This window comes from Oceanospirillum sanctuarii, assembly GCF_002150805.1.
In the GTDB taxonomy this organism is placed as follows: Bacteria; Pseudomonadota; Gammaproteobacteria; order Pseudomonadales; family Halomonadaceae; genus Oceanospirillum; species Oceanospirillum sanctuarii.
Genome location: NZ_MTBA01000011.1, coordinates 43,031 through 61,161, shown reverse-complemented (window position 1 = coordinate 61,161; position 18,131 = coordinate 43,031). Strand labels below are relative to the sequence as shown.

Below are 18,131 nucleotides of genomic sequence, written 5' to 3'. Positions count from 1 at the left end.
TCCGATAGCGATTCAGACTCCGATAGTGACTCCGATTCGGACAGTGATTCTGATTGTGATTCAGACTCAGGCCAGGATTATGAGTACGGCGCCTATGAAGGTAATGGTTTTAACAGCTGGGTTAGTAATGGCAATACTCAGTCTGCTCAGGCAAAAACTTCTGAGGTCGAATTTGATGGTGAAGATTGGTATGGCGTAAGTAATAAGAACAAAGATGAAGGTAATCAGGATGCTGCCATTGAAAACAATGAATCCCTAGTAGTCGATCTTGGTGGGGAGTTTGACTCAACAAGTTTTGATGTTCGAGGGTTTGATCTAGATGACAGCATTAGCGGAAACTGGACTGCTTATAAACCTGATGCAGATGGTCAGGGGTTCGTTGAAGTCGGAAGCGGTTCGTTTGATAGTAGTGGCCAGATCGATATTAGCAATTTGGGAGATAGTTTTACTCACATCGTTTTTGATGGAGATACGTCTCAGAGTAATGAAAACAAAGGTAAAGGTAGTGGAAATGGCAAAGATAAAGGGGGCGACAACGACAATGGTGTTGATTCATCAGCAACCTCTGGTTTCTTTATCAAGCCTGCTATAGCTAGCGATGAAACCGATGATACTTCATCCTGCTCTGGCGAGAGTACTGAAGACTCTGACTCCACTGATCAACCATCAGCAGTTATCGGCGCACATGGAATTTCTCATGTAATCCTCAAACTAGAGGATGGCACTACTGTTAAGATTGATGAATATGGCGGGGATGTTAAAGATTACTCGGACCCAAAAAAATACTTCGAAGACATAGAGTCAGAGTTTGGTTCAGCTGTGGAAGAGTATTTAATTAAGGCATCAACGGAATATTTTGATTCTGAAGCTAATGCGGTCGATCTCAAGGATATTGATTGGGTTGAATTCAAACCAAATGGCAAACTCGATGTTGATGAGACAGTTAATGAATCTGATTTAACTTCGAATGATTCTGGGTATAAAACTGGTCAAGCTATCGATGGTGTTATGGAAGGGGTTATCTATGAAACAACCTCTGGGATCTCTGGTCTTACCGATGCAAATGGCTCTTTCCAATATAAAGAGGGAGATCAGGTTACCTTCAAGATAGGGGATGTTGAGATAGGTACTGCTGATGCAGGTGATTTAGCTGAAGGAGCTGTGTTCCTTCAGGATATGGCTGATGTTTCAAGAGCTGATCTTAATGATGAATATGTTGAGAATATGGCTGTATTCCTTCAATCATTAGATCAGGATGGCAATCCCGATAATGGGATTACGATTACTCCTGAAGTTCATGCTTTGTTTGAAGGTGTCACATTGGATCTTAAAACTGCTTCTGAGGATGAAGTTAGATCTGCAGTTGAAGAAGCTGGGTGGGATGCTATCTCTGAAGAAGATGCAATGGATCATGTCCAGAGAATGCTCGAACAATACTCTGATCAAACAGTGTTTGAAGAGCATGTTGATGATTCCATTAGTACAGCCAGTTTTGCAAAAGCACCATTGGATGGAATGAGCTACGAAACCTCTTCTGGGTTATCTGGTGAACTGGATAATGGCTGTTTTGAATATGATTCGGGCGATAGCGTAAGCTTTTTCGCTGGGGATCAACTTGTGGCAAGCTTTGAATCTGAAAATATTGGAGATGATGGGCTTATCACTTTTGATGAAGCAGGCTTCTTAGTTAGCAAGGATGAGCTTGAAGAAATCATTGGAGGTGAGGTGTTTGCTACAGAAGCAGCAGAACTTCCGTTTAATGAAGCTGGAGAGTCTAGTTCTCCTGATGATTTTGGAGCACCTGAGAATGAGGATGATTATTCTGGTTCAAATGACTTGTTTATGTTCGGTGAGGAAGAACCTCAAGGACTAATCGATGCTCTTGAAAATGGTGTGGAAGAGCCTTCTGGGGATCAGGGATGGTCTACTCTCATAGAGAATGAACAAGTTTCCGATGGTTCTGAATTTGGAGAGTTTAATTCCGACGGAGATAACGGCGGCGATGAATTCTTGGATCCTGATGAGACTCCGGTCGATTGGGGGTAAGCAAAAAGAGAGTCGATAGGCTCTCAGACTGCTGACAAAGTCCTCGCCTCGTGCGGGGACTTTTTATAATAGCAACATGCTAAAAGACAAAACCCCAACCCAGTCCGAACTGGAGTTCGTGTGTATCAACGAACTCGTCCCCGATGACCACCTACTCCGTAAAATTGAAGCCACTATCGACTTCAGTTTTATCCATGATCTGGTCAAAGATCTCTATTGCGCTGATAACGGCCGCCCCGCGCTTGATCCGACTTTGCTGTTTAAGCTCCTGTTTCTCGGTTACCTCTACGGTATCCGCAGTGAGCGTCAGCTGATCCGAGATGTGCAGGTGAATGTCGCTTATCGCTGGTTCCTCGGTCTGAACCTGACCGACAAAGTCCCTGATGCTTCGACACTCAGCCAGAACCGCCGCAGACGTTTTAACGAGTCCGATGTGTATCAGCAGATCTTTGATGAGATCGTTCTGCAGGCAATGCGCAAAAAGCTGGTGACCGGACGCGTGCTTTACACCGATTCCACGCATCTCAAAGCCAATGCCAACAAGAATAAGTCGATTAAGGTGAAAGCCGAGCAAAGCGCCAAAGACTATCTTGGCGTACTGGATCAGGCGGTTGAGGAGGATCGCTTAGCCCATGGAAAAAAGCCCTTACCGTCGCGCTCGAAAACGCCCGAAACGCGCACGATTAAGCAAAGTACCACCGACCCGGACAGCGGGTACATGGTGCGCGACGGCAAGCCCAAAGGCTTTTACTATCTGGATCACCGTACGGTGGATGGCGTCTGTAACATCATCACCGATGTGCACGTCACACCGGGCAATGTTCATGACAGCAAGCCCTATCTCAAACGGCTTGATCGGCAAAAGGAACGCTTTGGCTTCGACATCCAAGCGGTTGGGGTCGATGCGGGTTACTTTACAGCAGCCATCTGCAAAGGGCTGGAAGAACGCCAGCTGTATGGGGTAATCGGCTACCACCGCCCGACCCACCGCAAGGGCACGTTTTATAAGCGGGAATATCACTATGATGCCAAGCAGGATCATTACACCTGTCCGGAAGGCCAACGGCTGATCTATACCACCACGAATCGAGAAGGTTATCGGCATTACCAATCCAACCCGGAACATTGCCTGACCAGCCCAAGACGAGCTCAGTGCACACAAAATGCGAAAGGGGTTAAAACAGTGACGCGCCACGTCTGGGAAGACAGTAAAGAACGGATCGATCAGCACCGGCTGAACCCAGTAGGGAAAAAGATCTACCGATGCCAAAGAGCTTCACGGTTACCGATACGCCCGCTATCGGGGGCTGAATCGTGTCAAAAGGCAGTGTTTACTGGCGGCAGCCGCCCAAAATATGAAGAAAATAGCGTTGATGAGCAGTAAAGCGGCCTGAGCAGGTCGTTTTAGGTGTGAAATAAGCAACAAGGGCGAGATAGCACGCATCAAAAGCGAGCGAGTCATCTGAGATCGGGTCGTCAGGCAGGCTCATTAGGTATCTGATGAGCCCTGAAAAACGAACCCCGGTCAAAAATAACCGGGGTTTGTCAGCAGTCTGAAAGCCAATAGGCTCTCTTTTTTTTATAAAGTACTCTTTATTGTATTGGCTTTTGAAAAAGTAATATTTTATTCAGGCTTTCTTCATGCTCTCCGGGTGGAATCCTTACCAAAAGCGACAAAAACCACTCGCAGATTGTTAAATCCTTGTCATAGTGAGAAAGTGAGTCCTAACAAAATGTTACAATCTGCCGGATAATGGATTGTTTTTTATTTCAGGTATTAAGAGCAACAAGAAGAGCATGTTTGCGTTTTATCAGCGGGAAGTGTCTATGAAAATCAGCAGCTTTATTCTGTTGGCAGGTTTAGGATTGTCTCCTGTGCTGGCATCTGCACAGGAGGGTGTTTATGTTGGTGGCTTTTATGAAGCTGTGGCTACTGACACTAAAAAGAAAACTGATGCTGATTACGATTATATCGATGGTGGTAAGGGGCCGGGTATCGAAATTGGTGTTCTTTTTACGCCAACCTGGGGCGCTCGTCTGGAATGGGGACAGCAGGATTACCACAGGGCTTCATCTTTAGCAACCGGTGGTAATGAGCGTCGCCTGGGTATCGATCTGATGTATCGGTTTACCGAAAAGAATCATCTCTACACCTTCGCTGGTTTTAAAAGTGTGACTCCGGGGCTAGGGCATTCGGTGATCAATGCAGGTCTGGGGGGGAGTTTTCCTCTGGCATCTCAATGGTCTGTGTTTGCTGAAGGCGCTGTTTATCAGGGTATGAAAACCTCTTTCACAGATATAGGGACCAAAGCGGGTATTCGCTATCAGTTCTATAACAGTGAAACGGACTTTATTAACCCCCATAAGCCGGTTCATACCGTGATTATTTCTGTGCCTGAGCCGGATATTGATAAAGATGGCGTGATTGATCGTCTGGATCTGTGTCCGGGGACACCGATGCAATATCTGGTGAATGAGGATGGTTGTACGATTGCCGAGCAGTTTGTGGTCTCGATGCAGCTTAACGTGCTCTTCCCGAACGATTCCTCTGAAGTTGATCCTGCGTATTATCAGGAGATTAGGAAAGTTGCTGATTTTCTGGACCGAAATCCTGAAACAGCAGTGGAAATTGGTGGCCACACATCCGCTCCGGCTTCGTTCGAATACAACCTGAGACTTTCTGATGCCCGTGCTAAAGCCGTTGCCAAGGTTCTGGTTGACGAGTTTAAGGTAGATCCTAAGCGGGTTACCGGTAAAGGCTATGGTGAATCCCGTCTGCTGGATCCGGCGGATAACGAGATGGCACACAGCACCAACCGACGCATTGAGGCAATTATCTACGCGGTAGATATGAAGAATATCACTCGGTAATTATCGAGAGCTCACGAGCTACTTGAGCGGGGTATTTTTAGAACCTGCCTCAGAGAATAAAAGCCCTGAACATCCTTCAGGGCTTTTGATATAGACTTTTAGTGACTTAGCGCCCCTTAAACTGCTTGGCGGAGGTTTTGGCCGATTTGATAAAACGACCAAATGCCCGATCCTTCTCCCGTTTTTCCGCAAGGCTCTGCTGATTTCTTTCCTGCTCATCCATCAGCTTGTGAAAGCTATCCAGTCGCCGTGCTTCCAGCTGGCCGGATTCAATAGCTGCTGTCACAGCACAGCCCGGTTCATCATGGTGCAGGCAATCCGCAAAACGGCATTGTTCGGCCAGTGATTCGATATCTGAGAAGGTTTGTCGGATACCGGATTCACTGTCGAACAGTTTCAGTTCCCGTATTCCCGGAGTATCCAACAGTAAGCCGCCATCGGTGATCAGATGCAGGCTGCGTCCTGTGGTAGTGTGTCGCCCCTTGGCATCATCTTCCCGAATGTCCTGAGTCGCCTGCTCATGGTTGCCGGTCAGACTGTTAACCAGTGTGGATTTTCCAACACCTGATGATCCGGTCAGCGCCAGAGTTTGTCCGCTTTTACACCAGGGCAGTAAACGCTTTACTGATTCCGGATCCGTGGCATTTACACTTTCCACGGGCAAGAGGTTATCGAGGCTTTGGATCTGACGGATAAAGTCTTCCGGCTCTGCACACAAATCACTTTTGGTCAGTACGATAACCGGCTGAATACCGCTTTCTGCCGCAAGGCTCAGGTAGCGTTCCAGTCGGCTGAGATTAAAGTCCTGATTGCATGAGGTGACGATCAGCAGGGTATCGATATTGGCGGCGATCAGCTGCTGAGCAGTTTCGGCACCTGCAGCCAGACGCTGAATCAGACTAAAGCGATCCAGCAGGCGTACCGGTTGCTTATCGGTATTGAGAAGTAACCAGTCACCAACCGTCGGTCTTTCCTGAGCGGGTAGATCTTTCCAGAACAGAGTGGAAAGGTTCTCTTCCTGCAGGCTGTTTTTACCACTGGCTGATGGCGCAATGCTCTGCAGCACAATACGGTTTCGGTGCACCTCGGTTACCCGAAAAGGGGTTTGCTGCTCAAGTTCTTCAAGTGTCAGCTGTTGCTGAAAAAAGTGACCCCAACCCAGAGAAGTCAGGTTTAAGGTCGATTCCAGTGTTTGCTCTGTATGAACCGGCGTTTTAGAAGTGGAATCTTGCTGGCTGTTACCCGAAGTAGCCGGGCGCTTTAGGCGGGATGGTGTAATTCTTGGTTTTTTAGCGTTTGAAGACATTGTCTTTCCGTTCCAGAAGTCATTGTTAAATGAAGTCTTTGTTAAACAAAGATGAAATGAACGGGCCAAAAGGTTTTAGGGCGTGGGGCTGCGGGAGATAAATCTCCGGACGTAAATAAGCCTGACCTTTCCCTCGTAAGACATTGAGCGAGGATATCGGGTCACAGGTATCAGCGGCTTAGCCTCTGAAAAATAATGGGAGGCTGATTAAGCGGCCTGACCTGCTAAAACAGTATTGGCGGAGAAAAGAACAATCATCAAAGGCCCTCGTCGAATGGATAAAAAAGTTAATGTTTGAAAGAGAGGCTAGGGTAGCGCGTTAGGCGCTCGGGCGGAAGTTTCTAAGAGGCAAACAATCGTATTATGGGTAGAAAAATAGCTTCCAAACAAAAAGCGAAGCCTGAGGCTTCGCTTTTCCGGTTTGCAGATCGGATTATTAAGTTCTGACTCAGAACTTAAACGCAGCCCAGACCGGGCAGTGATCCGATGGTTTTTCCATCGCGCGGATCTCGTAGTCGATACCGGTGGCTTCGCATTTCTGCATCAGGCTGTCGGTGACCAGCAGCGTATCGATACGCAGGCCGCGTTTCGGTTCGTCATCAAAACCTTTGCTGCGGTAATCAAACCAGCTGAACTGGCTGTTATCTTCCGGGTGCTGTTCACGGTAGCTGTCGACGAAGCCCCAGCCCAGCAGGCGATCAAACCATTCCCGCTCTTCCGGTTGAAAGCTGGTTTTACCGGTACGTAGCCAGCGTTTGGCGTTCTGTTCGCCAATACCGATATCCCAGTCGGTAGATGAGATATTAAAGTCACCCATCACCACAACTTGCTGATCTTTGCTGTATTCGCTTTCCAGCAGGTTTTGCAGATCGGCATAGAACTTACGCTTAGCGGGATACTTGGTCTCGTGTTTGATGTTTTCCCCCTGAGGGAAATAACCGTTCATCACGGTTACCACTGAACCATCTGCCGCTTCATAGTCGCCAATGATCATACGACGCTGTGCATCTTCATCATCGGTTGGGAAACCTTTGCGTACCGACAGCGGTTTTTTCTTCGACATCAGAGCCACACCGTAATGGCTCTTCTGGCCGAAGAACTCTACGTGGTAACTGGTTGCTTCGATATCTGCTAACGGGAAAGCATCATCGTGTACCTTAATCTCCTGCAGGCCGATCACATCCGGCTGCAGTTGGTCGATGATCGCCTGAATCTGATGCAGTCGGGCGCGGAGTCCATTGATATTGAAGCTGACAATTTTCACAGTAGAGATCCTTATGGCTTGTGGTCTTAAGGCCGGTGACTGTTGTTTCTGGGCTTATGGGTTATCTGTTAACGATTGCCGCTTATCCGGTCAGTCGTCTTTTTTCACACCAAGACGTTCCATTTTCTTAGCTGCCTGCTCTTTACGCTGCTTGGCTTTTTTCTTCTGAGCCGCAGTTTTCGGACGATTACCCAGAGCGCTTTGCTCTTCACGCCATTTTTTAAAGTCTTCTTTTTTACCGGTACGAATATTGGCTTTGCCTTTCAGCGAGCGGGTTTTCTTCATACGTGTCATAGTGAGCTCACCTGTCGTTTGTATCGGGGATGATGTTCAGCGCCGGAAGCGGGGGAAGTTGTTGAGTCGGCTTTCGCCTGAGGGCGAGCATTTTAGGTCAGTGGCATCCCTGACACAATGAAAACAGCCGGTAGAGGTGTAAAGAAGCGGCTATTTTTCGATTTTTAGCCGCTAGTTGCAGGTAATCAGGTGCTTCACTTGAACAGTCGGCAAGAAAAGATGAACGACAGAGCTGTTGCGACTTCTGGCTCTGTCGTTCGATCTGTTCTTAAACTACCTAGCCTTGCAGCGCTCCCGTCCAGGTCAGGTGATTATCCCAATGAATCCCTTCAAAACGCTGTTGCCAGAGTTTCTCACCGGTTTGGGCATCAAAGACGGCCAGATCACCATCACCACTGCTGATGTAATACATCGGGAGTTGTGGGTGAGAGCAGGCACCGGAGCAGTCACTAAGCGTCTGGGTTCGGATTAGTTTGCCCGTAGACCGCTGCCAGAAGGTGGCAGTATTAGCTCTTGGTGCTGTGATGCAGACGGTATCCAGTGTCTTGTGGCAGCTGAGGCTGGCGATATAACCATCCAGCTGAGACCAGAGTTCAGCGGGGGCTTCTACCGCTTGCAGGGATTCACCCATACGATGACTGAAGATCAGGTTCGGGCTTTCAAAAATTTCCCCCTGATATTGAGCTCCGACCCAGACCTGCCCATCCGGGGCGACATCCAGATGGCGTAGTGACAACTGAAAATGCGGTGGCTCAACCTGATCCAGCAACTCGCCTTTGCCATTCAGATAGCTGAGGTTAGGACGCATGGTTTCGGTGTTCAGCTTGATGCGCGGGTAGTCCGGGTGGGTTTCGATACCACCGTTGGCGATCACCATTACCGGATGCTCATCATTTTGCTGTGGAAGAAAGGCGATCTGGTGCGGACCTACGCCATGGCTGTCCCACTCGGCAACCTTTTTAAAACCAGCCATCACATCGTACTTGCCGATAACGCCACGCACATTGTCGTAGTCGTTTTCCGGCGCATAAAACCAGAGACCATCCGGTGTGAACAGACCATGGCCGTAGTAGTGGCGGCCTGCATCGGCATCGACAAAATAGTTCTGCTTGCTGTGAAGATCTTCGATCAGAAGTTGTGTATCCGGGCGACGAGCCACAGAAACCAGAAAACGGCCATCGGGTGATGCAATCGCCTGATGGCCGCGCCAGCCGCTTTTCTGTAGCACAGGCTGCTTGCCCGTCAGGCTGAGAAGCTGATGCCCTGCACTGTCGGTTTTTACGCTGCTGGCCAGATGCAGCTGATTGTCCTGAACAGCAACTGCAGCTGTCGAATCTTCAGGCGCTGCCTGAGCATGGGCTGATACCGACAGAAGGGCGCTGCCCATTGTGGTAATGCCAAATGCTGTTGAGCCTAGTCCCTGAATAAACCGGCGACGACTTAGGCTGCTGTTCGGTTCCAGCTTGTTAGACATATTCGTCATTATCAGTCCCCGTCTGCGGAGTTAAAGCGTTGGGTCAGCTGGAAGTGCGGCAGCGGCTTTTTCAGTGCCCGTTCCAGTTGTTTGATCTCTTGATGCAGTTGCTCCGCCAGAGCCTTGCCTTCTGCAGATAGATAAACAGCGGAACCCATATTAACCAGTGTATCGAGGGTACTTTGGCTTTGATTCAGATGAGCCAGGATCTGATCCGCTTCTCCGGCAAAGCCCTGATGGCGTAATAACTGATCGGGGCCGTTAATGGTTTTGCCGGTGTCGCCTGCAGGCAGTCCCAGATAATAAGCCCGGATCTGGGCAAAGTTCGTCGCCAGGTTGGTGAGACTCTGGTTGCTGCGCCAGTTCTCTGCTAGATAGCCGTTCGCCCTGGCTTTCTCGTCATTCAAACGAAATGGTTTTTCGAGTTTATATTTGGTGAGTGCTTCTAACTGTTCCGCAAGTCCTGCAATCAGGTAACCCGCTGCCTGCGTGGTGCTGGCAAAGGTATCATTACCCAGTGAAGCATCGTGCCATTCAACCAGAAAATCACTCTCATTCCAGCGGGTCAGCATCGCTCTGGCGTTAGCTTCGCTTTGTGCCGCAACTTGGCTAAGCAGGTTGCAGGATTGCTGTGGGCTGGATTTTTTCAGGTGATTGGGATCGAACAGCAGGTATTCACTGGCGGTCAGACCCTGCATCGCAATGCCACCCTGTTTCAGATCTGCTTTTTCGCCCTGACTCAACAGAGTTCGGGCTTTGCGTTCAACCAGGTTCTTTTTATCCGGCCAGAAGCTGAGATTCAGGCGCACGGTAACATCGGTATTAGGTCCCAGAGGGAAAACCTGTAGTCGCTGCCATTCCTCTGAGGTGTTCAGCCATGCCTGTTGCAGTTTTGGCAGGGCATTCCAGTCTTTCATCGGTTGGCTGAGGTTTTGAGCGCCCGGTTTACAGGATTGGGACACCAGTTGATGAAAGGTCTCACTTCGGGCAATAAATACCGCCATCTGTCGTTCCTGAGTCTGCTCAACGGACTGAGTGTAGGCGTCGTAATCAAATGCAGGTTTTTCAGAAGAATCGGCAGCGGCCGGGGTCGACATTCCCAGACCTGTACCCAGTAGCAGTGCTAACGATGGTGTCGAGAAAAGCTTGAACATTAAAGTGACTCCAGAAAACGGATCAGTTGTTGGCGTTCATTCTGCGGTAGTGACATAAAGTTGTTCTTAGCGGTTTCCGCTTCACCGCCATGCCATAGTATCGCTTCTTCTAAAGTGCGGGCACGTCCGTCATGCAGATAGTTTTCCTGTCCGGTGACGACCTTATTGATGCCGACTCCCCAAAGTGGCGCGGTACGCCATTCCCGGCCATTGGCCAGATACTCAGGACGGTTATCGGCTAAGTCTTCGCCCATATCGTGCAGCAGCAGGTCGGTAAAAGGCCGGATCTTTTGATTCGACAGTTCAGGGCGATCTGCAGCCTGACCGGTTTTCCAGTTCTCGATATGACATTGATTACAGCCAGCAGTATTGAAGTGCTGATAACCCTGCTGCACAGCCTCAGAGCTGGTTTCTCTCTGCATAGGAACAGCTAAGTGCTGGGTATAGAAAGTGACATGATTCAGGGTTTTATCCGGTACTTCCGGAATGCCGCCGGAGGCACTTTTTTCACAGGGCTGATGTTGGGTGCAATCGGTATCGGTGTGCAGGGATGTGGTTAACCCCATATCACCAGCAAAGGCGCCTGAGTTTTGTTGTTTCAGCGTTGGTTCTGCGGCTTTCCAACCAAAGCGACCGAGGCTCGAGGCTTGCTGTTGACGATCCCAAACCCGGTTAGCCTTGCCGGAAATACCGTTCTGGTCGCTATCTTCGGGATCTGCATTGGCAAGAATTGCTTCTTCCGGTATCAGCTCCAGTAATCCCAGACCTGCCATGTGCGGTGCGATGCGGGGAGACATCTGTAAGTCTTCAGCCGGTTTGCCGTATGCCGGGTTGATCAGCTCGTAATGAGGGGTGCGAAGATGAGTTTGGCTGCCATCGGGATAGGTAAGGGTCTTTTGGCTGTAGGTGAGTTTCATCTCACCTTCCGGAGTGATCCCCGGCATTGCCATATTCTGCAGTTGGCCGCCATAAACCGGATCCGGTAACGGGCCGAATTTGGCCTGCTGTTGTTGGTCTGCTTCAGAAATCGCCGGTCGGCTCAGGCGAAGGAAGAGGCTGACCGCTTGTTCGGTCATCGCGTCTCGTTTGTCATTAAAGTCTGGAACATGGCCGCGACCATCTTTCAGGTGGCAGTTCTGACAGGCATTGGTATTCACCAGCGGCCCCAGACCATCCCGGGCAGTAGTGCTGGATGGAGCCATCACCCAGGGCGCTTTAAAGAAGCTGTTGCCGACTTTAAAGTCCAGCTGGCGCAGAGGGGATAGGTTTGCTGCAGGTCGTGAGAAAGCGTTACGGTCGCTCTGGGCAACACTGGTCATGCCGCCGAGACGTGGATTCTGTTGTGGATCACCTTCTGCGAAGGCAGGAGTGCTCAATGCGGTACTTGCTGCTAACAAAGTGCCGGTAAGTAGTGCGCTGGCTAACAGGGGAGTGGCCAGTAGTTTTCGGGTGGTCAGGTTATGATGCATAGTTGGCATACTCATCAGGCTGCCTGCTTATACCTTCTGCCTAGGAGAACCGGAGCGGGTTTGCAGGTCTTTTAATTCGGCTTTTGATTTGAATCACTTTTTATCAGTTTCTTAAACGCGCAAACGACCCGAAGGCCGTTTGCGGTTTTCACTGATATGTTGTGCTTACGAGTGATAGTGTGCGTTTAACGCAACGTATCAGAACTCGTGATCAGCGGTATCAGGATTCAGAGCATCAACATTCAGAGTGTTGGCAACCTGCTCGATATAACGGGTTTGCTCAACCAGAGTGTTAATTGAACGGGTCAGCAGCTGAACACCCTGTTGGTTGCCCGGAGCGATCAGCATATCGAATTTGATCTGCTGAGGACCTTCTGCCAGATCAACCATCTCCTGCAGAGTGGCATCGGTTTTCGCCAGCTGATTGCGCATCGCTTCGTCCAGTGAAGCGTCTTTTACTTTGATCAGGTCGCTCAGGCTGGTGCCGTTAACCTTGCTGCCATCAACACGGGTGTACTCGCCCAGATAAACGTTCTGTACACCTTTTGCGTCGTAGTAGTGTGAGTAGTGGGTGTTATCAGAGAAGCAGTCGTGCTCATCTTCGGTAGAGTTAGCTTCCATCGCCACTTTAATACGCTCGCCGGCCAGTTCGCCCAGAGACAGGCTGCCCATGCCGTACAGCATTTTGCGCAGACCCTGATCTGCGGAATCTGCCAGCAGAGTTGCGCGATAGTTATCAGACTGACCCGGAGCCCATTGCTGACGCATCCAGTCCAGATCTGCTACCAGAAGATCAACAGCGGCTTTTAGGTATGCGCCACGACGGTCACAGTTGCCGCCTGTGCAATCTGCACCCTGAACGTAATCGGTGTAAGGACGCTGGCCAGCACCGGTTCGGGTGCCGTTCAGATCCTGACCCCACAGCAGAAACTCAATAGCGTGATAACCGGTGGCTACGTTAGCTTCAGAACCGCCCAGTTCGTTGATATCGGCCAGTTTGTCTGCAGTGATATCTGCAAAGCTGATAGTTTCAGAACCGATTTGAACCTGGCTATTAGCAATAATGTTCAGTTCAGCACCCGGGTTGCCCAGTTCGTGCTGATAGTAGCCATCGTTAACGTAGTCGATCAGACCTTCATCCAGTGGCCATGCGTTCAGCTGACCTTCCCAGTCATCAACAATTGCGTTGCCGAAGCGGAAAACTTCACTTTGCTGGTAAGGTGCACGTGCGATAACCCACTGAGCTTTAAGTTGTTCCAGGCCTTGTGCCGTCGGATTCGCCAGGAAGAGATCAACGGATTTCTGCAGCTCAACGGCAGTCAGGTATGCGTCGTCAAAAGTAGCGAAAGCGATATCGGTATAAGTTTTTACAACTTTTTCTTCAGCAGTTGCGTTGTCCTGTGCAGGCATCAGGCTGCATCCGGAAATGCCGGCAGCCAGAGCGATAGCCAGAGTCAGTGAACGTTTTTGCATGTGAGTTCCTATAACTGTTTTTGTAGCGTCATATCATGGTGACGCCTGTTTTCGGATTGGGTGTGATTATTAGAATACAAATGAGAAGGGTTATCAATACCTTTTGCATGGCTGGTATCGTTATTTAATAACCTACTGATAAATAATTGATCTGATGCAGGTGGTGAGATGCAGTGAAGGTGAAATCAGGTATTATCGGGGCAGTGGAATTTTGCCCTTCAAGGAGTAACAAGGAGCTCCCATGGATCAGTTTGCTGTTTTTGTCTTGGATATTCTGGTGATCGGTTTTCTGATGTTGTTGATTGCCGGTATCGTTTGGGTTGGTGCCATGTACTATGTGGACAAGCATCAGACTAAGCACACCATCCGTCGTAACTTTCCGGTTCTGGGACGTTTTCGTTACTTCTTCGAACATCTGGGCGAGTTTTTCCGTCAGTACTTTTTTGCCATGGATCGTGAAGAACTGCCGTTTAACCGCGCCCAGCGCAGTTGGGCTTATCGGGCGGCAAAGAATGTTGATAACACCGTCGCTTTCGGTTCCAGTCGTGATATTCATAAGCCCGGTGCGGTTATCTTTCTGAACACCCCGTATCCGACCCTGAAAGAGGATGCGGTAGAGTCGCCGCCGCTTCAGGTCGGTCCTTATTGCGATAAGCCGTTTCACGCCAAATCCATCGTTAATATCTCCGGTATGAGCTTTGGCGCTTTATCCCGTCCTGCGGTTGAGGCGCTGTCTACGGGTGCGCAGATGGCGGGTTGCTGGATGAACACAGGTGAAGGTGGCTTGTCTCCTTATCATCTGTCCGGTGGCTGCGATATTGTTTTCCAGATCGGTACTGCCAAGTACGGCGTGCGGGATGAGCACGGTCAGCTGAGCGATGAAAAGCTGAGAAAAGTCGCTGCTGTGGAACAGGTTCGCATGTTTGAGATCAAACTCAGCCAAGGCGCGAAACCGGGTAAAGGTGGCATTCTGCCGGGTGAGAAAGTAACCCCTGAAATTGCGGAAATTCGCGGTATCAGAGTGGGGGAGGACTCCATCAGTCCGAACCGTCATCCGGATATCAATAGTCCGGCGAATCTGCTGGATATGATTGATCGCGTGCGCCGTGTTACCGGTAAGCCTGTGGGCATCAAGTTTGTGCTGGGTAGTCACGCCTGGCTGGATGAGCTCTTTACCGAGATCAACCACCGGGGCGAGGAAGCAGCCCCTGACTTTATTACCGTCGATGGTGCTGAAGGCGGAACCGGTGCTGCGCCTATGCCGCTGATGGATAGCGTGGGTCTCTCTCTGAAAGAGAGCCTGCCACTGTTAGTCGATATGCTAAAAGCCTTTGGACTGCGGGAGCGGGTACGGGTTATCGCCTCCGGTAAGCTGGTAAACCCAACGGATGTGGCCTGGGCGATTGCTATTGGTGCTGACTTTACGGTGACAGCCCGGGGCTTTATGTTTGCGCTGGGTTGTATTCAGGCGCTGCAGTGTAATAAAAATACTTGTCCGTCAGGCGTAACCACGCATGATCCGGATCTGCAGGAAGGCCTGAATCCTCAGGATAAGTCGGTGCGGGTGGCAAGTTATCACCAGCACCTGATTACCGAAGTAGGCATTATTGCACACTCCTGTGGTGCCCGTGAGCCACGGGAACTGCGCCGTCATCACGGACAGATGGTGACAGCTTCCGGGCTGTCAGAAAATCTGGCAGCACTTTATCCAGGGAATTACATCCCATTAAGGGAAAAAGTGGATTAAACTACGGCCCCATTTAGCTCGGGGATGGTTTTTTCCCTGAGCACGGAAATATGCTTTCCACGTTTTCCTGTTTGCATCCACTTGTGAAGAGGCTTCGGGGCTCATTTCGCATCAGGCGAACTTTGCCAAAAGCAGATTTGGCCTAAAACGGGCTTTGCTTTTAAGCAGAGAAAACAATGTGTCGAAGCCCAAAAACTGAGACAATACCGGCAACGGTGAACAGATTAATGACAAAACCCTGATGCGTTCAGGGTTTCAGGAGTAGAGAAACCCGTGTCAAACCCATCCGAAAATCAGAAACCTTCCGCATCAACCAACGATAAGCAGCGCAACGAATCCAACTCTCAATCGGCAAATGCCAAACGCAGCCATAAGCGCCGCCGTCGTCCGCCTTTCAAAAAGAAAAAGCCGAGCAGCAACTGGGATATCGCTCAGTTTGTCGTGCCGGAAGTTGAAGGTCAGCATCGTTTCCACGATTTCGATCTGCCGCTGCCTCTGATGCGTTCGATCCATGAGGCTGGTTTTGAGTACTGCACACCGATTCAGGGACAGTCTCTGGAGCACACCCTGCTGGGTAAAGACCTGATCGGTAAAGCTCAGACAGGTACCGGTAAAACGGCAGCCTTCCTGATCAGTATTCTGAGCTACTTCCTGGAAGAGGAAGCACCGGGTCTGCAGAAAAATGGTGCACCTCGTGCCCTGATTATCGCGCCAACCCGCGAGCTGGTTATGCAGATTGCCAAAGATGCGCACCAGCTGAACAAGTACTGTGGCTTCAATGTTGTTTCTATAGTTGGTGGTATGGACTACCAGAAACAGCGTGAGCAACTGAAAGGTCAGATCGACATCATGGTGGCAACACCGGGTCGTCTGCTGGACTTCCATCAGAAGCGCGATCTGGATCTGCGTGAAGTGGAAGTGCTGGTTCTGGACGAAGCGGACCGCATGCTGAGCATGGGCTTTATCCCGGATGTGAAGCGCATTATCCGCGCGACACCGAAGAAAGAAGAGCGTCAGACCTTCCTGTTCAGTGCGACCTATCCGCAGGACGTGGAAAACCTAGCCGCGATGTGGACTCACGAGCCGGTTCGCATCGAGATCGAATCTGAAGAAGAGACCAACGTAAATGTTGAGCAGCACGCTTACATCGTTGCGGATTCCGATAAAGAGAAGCTGCTGATCAGCCTGATGCGTAAAGAGGGCTGGGATCGCGTAATCGTATTTGCTAACCGTCGTGATCGTGTGCGTGATCTGTGTGATCAGCTGAAAAAAGCGGGTGTTAGTGTTGCGATGCTGTCCGGTGAAGTGGAGCAGCGCAAGCGTATCGCGACTCTGGAGAAATTCCGTGACGGTTCGATCCAGGTGCTGGTCGCCACGGACGTAGCGGGTCGCGGTATTCATATCGATGACGTCAGCCACGTGGTGAACTTTACTCTGCCGGATGACCCGGAAGATTACGTGCACCGTATTGGCCGTACCGGCCGTGCCGGCTCTCTGGGCGTATCCATCAGCTTTATCGGTGAGGAAGACGCTTTCGTTCTGCCGGATATCGAAGAGTTTATCGGTAAGAAGATTGAGAGCCAGCAGCCGGATATCAGCCTGATCGATATCGACTGATAGCCACTGATCGGCTTAGATAAAAAACCGGAGCTGAGTCTCCGGTTTTTTTATGCCTGATCGCTGGCGAATGAATGCTGCTCTTGTATTGCTCTGTTTTTGCATTGTTCTGTTTTTGCATCGCGCTGTTTTTGCATCGCGCTTAGGGCATAGGATATAGGACTAAAGCAGTCTCTGGGATGCGTATTTTTCCCTAACACCTGTAAGGGAAACTTGCTAGAGTAGAAGAGTAGGCCTGACGTTTGAACAACACGATATGTGCAAATAACAATAAAAGAGGCGAACTCTATGTTAATAAGCGAAGCGCAACATCAGGAAATCAACGTACTACTCCAGTTTAACCTCAGCTCCATGCAGGAAGGGATTAAGGTTCACTCCAATGCTGAACCTGAGCTGATCGCGGCAACCTGCCGTTTGTTTGAGAAAGGCTTAATCACCCAGGAAGATGGCGGTTATCTGACATCGCTGGGACACACCGCAGCAGAGCATGCTCAGGCTCTGAAAACAATTCTCACCGCCTCGGAAGTTGCGACCGCGGGTTAAACTCTAATTCAGCCCCGGTCAGCGGGATCTGGCCGGGTTTGTTCTTGCTATCAGGCTCAGTGATCTATGCGTTATCTGCTCTCTCTGCTGTTGTTTTGCTCTCTTTCCACTTCGGTACTGGCTCAGACGCTGACCGTTGGTCTGAGTTTGGCCGACTACCCGCCATACTATTTTGTCGGTGATAAAGGTCTCGAAGGCGCTGCGGTTAATATTGCCGAAGATATCGCTAAAGATCTGGGGTATACCCTCAGCTACAAGCGTTACCCGTGGAAGCGGGTGCAGCGTAATCTGCAAACCGGTGATGTGGATATGGTTCTGGTGTACTTCAAAACACCGGAGCGGGCGAAAGACGTGGTTTATACCGATAAGCCCCATGTCTCTGAAAAAGCTTCTCTCTTTGTTTCTTCTAATATGGATATTACCTTCAGTGGCGATCTTAAAACCTTGAGTGCCTATCAGTTTTTCGGGGTGCGCGGCTATTTCTACGGTGACCAGTATGCGGGACTTGCTGAAAACCATAAGGGTGATGTCAGTGACGAATCTGAGTTGGTGCGCCGGATCGCTAATCCCAATTTTGAACTGATCGGCGTCGGTAATCAGCCTGCTATCGAGTTTTATGCCCGGCAGCAGGGAGTTGAATCTAAATTGAAATTTCTGACTCCTCCGATCTTTGAAGGCTATAACTATTTCGCTTTTTCACGGGCGCGAACCGATGCCGAAATGATTGCCCAGCGCTTTTCTAAAGCCCTTAAACGCTATATGACAACCAAGCGCTATCAGGTTGTACTGAGAAAGTACGGTCTGACCCGCCCCGGGAAAGATTGAGTCCCACCGAATAGCCTGAACCGCTGGCGAGATACTCCGATCAGTCTT

General features: G+C 49.9%; 13 protein-coding genes and 1 pseudogene. 7 read left to right on the top strand and 7 right to left on the bottom strand.

Features of this window, described 5'->3' with window-relative positions; translation table 11 throughout:
• The 3 genes and pseudogenes from BV405_RS15470 to BV405_RS15460 all read left to right on the top strand — a co-directional run.
• The coding region (locus BV405_RS15470; protein WP_217895676.1) for a hypothetical protein at positions 1-2,046 on the top strand (2,046 nt) is incomplete at its 5' end.
• Positions 2,047-2,122: 76 nt separating this feature from the next.
• A pseudogene (locus BV405_RS15465) lies at positions 2,123-3,440 on the top strand (IS1182 family transposase).
• A gap of 433 nt (positions 3,441-3,873) precedes the next feature.
• Positions 3,874-4,917, top strand: coding sequence for an OmpA family protein (locus BV405_RS15460; protein WP_176330187.1), 1,044 nt, complete (start codon positions 3,874-3,876; stop codon positions 4,915-4,917).
• A gap of 106 nt (positions 4,918-5,023) precedes the next feature.
• Here the strand turns inward: BV405_RS15460 and rsgA are convergent, their stop codons facing one another.
• The 7 genes from rsgA to BV405_RS15425 form a co-directional block, all read right to left on the bottom strand.
• Positions 5,024-6,223 (bottom strand): ribosome small subunit-dependent GTPase A, encoded by a 1,200-nt coding sequence (gene rsgA, locus BV405_RS15455; protein ID WP_176330186.1) that lies wholly within the window; start codon positions 6,221-6,223, stop codon positions 5,024-5,026.
• Positions 6,224-6,671: 448 nt separating this feature from the next.
• The gene (gene xthA / locus BV405_RS15450; protein WP_086481798.1) at positions 6,672-7,487 is read right to left on the bottom strand and encodes an exodeoxyribonuclease III; all 816 of its coding nucleotides are present in this window, start codon (positions 7,485-7,487) and stop codon (positions 6,672-6,674) included.
• 90 nt (positions 7,488-7,577) lie between these two features.
• Positions 7,578-7,781, bottom strand: coding sequence for a hypothetical protein (locus tag BV405_RS15445; protein ID WP_086481797.1), 204 nt, complete (start codon positions 7,779-7,781; stop codon positions 7,578-7,580).
• A 277-nt stretch (positions 7,782-8,058) separates the two neighbouring features.
• Positions 8,059-9,264 carry a DUF1513 domain-containing protein gene (locus BV405_RS15440; RefSeq protein WP_086481796.1) on the bottom strand — a complete coding sequence of 402 codons (1,206 nt, stop codon included), beginning with the start codon at positions 9,262-9,264 and terminating at the stop codon, positions 8,059-8,061.
• 2 nt (positions 9,265-9,266) lie between these two features.
• Positions 9,267-10,409 (bottom strand): imelysin family protein, encoded by a 1,143-nt coding sequence (locus BV405_RS15435; RefSeq protein ID WP_086481795.1) that lies wholly within the window; start codon positions 10,407-10,409, stop codon positions 9,267-9,269.
• Positions 10,409-11,893 carry a di-heme oxidoreductase family protein gene (locus BV405_RS15430; protein ID WP_217895675.1) on the bottom strand — a complete coding sequence of 495 codons (1,485 nt, stop codon included), beginning with the start codon at positions 11,891-11,893 and terminating at the stop codon, positions 10,409-10,411. Before BV405_RS15430 ends, BV405_RS15435 begins: the two co-directional genes overlap by 1 nt.
• Positions 11,894-12,076: 183 nt before the next feature.
• A complete protein-coding gene (locus tag BV405_RS15425; protein WP_086481794.1) occupies positions 12,077-13,351 on the bottom strand; it encodes an imelysin family protein in 1,275 nt (424 codons plus the stop codon).
• 241 nt (positions 13,352-13,592) lie between these two features.
• Here BV405_RS15425 and BV405_RS15420 point away from each other — a divergent pair, with 241 nt between their 5' ends.
• The 4 genes from BV405_RS15420 to BV405_RS15405 all read left to right on the top strand — a co-directional run bounded on the left by BV405_RS15420 (position 13,593) and on the right by BV405_RS15405 (position 18,083).
• Entirely contained in the window at positions 13,593-15,098 is a 1,506-nt protein-coding gene (locus BV405_RS15420) for an FMN-binding glutamate synthase family protein (RefSeq protein WP_086481793.1), read from the top strand.
• A gap of 273 nt (positions 15,099-15,371) precedes the next feature.
• Entirely contained in the window at positions 15,372-16,715 is a 1,344-nt protein-coding gene (rhlB, locus tag BV405_RS15415; RefSeq protein ID WP_086481792.1) for an ATP-dependent RNA helicase RhlB, read from the top strand.
• Between the two features lie 288 nt (positions 16,716-17,003).
• On the top strand, positions 17,004-17,258 hold the full coding sequence (locus tag BV405_RS15410; protein ID WP_086481791.1) for a TIGR02647 family protein: 255 nt from the start codon (positions 17,004-17,006) through the stop codon (positions 17,256-17,258).
• Positions 17,259-17,324: 66 nt separating this feature from the next.
• Complete coding sequence (locus tag BV405_RS15405; protein WP_086481790.1) at positions 17,325-18,083, top strand: substrate-binding periplasmic protein; 759 nt, start codon at positions 17,325-17,327, stop codon at positions 18,081-18,083.
• Positions 18,084-18,131 lie beyond the last annotated feature (48 nt).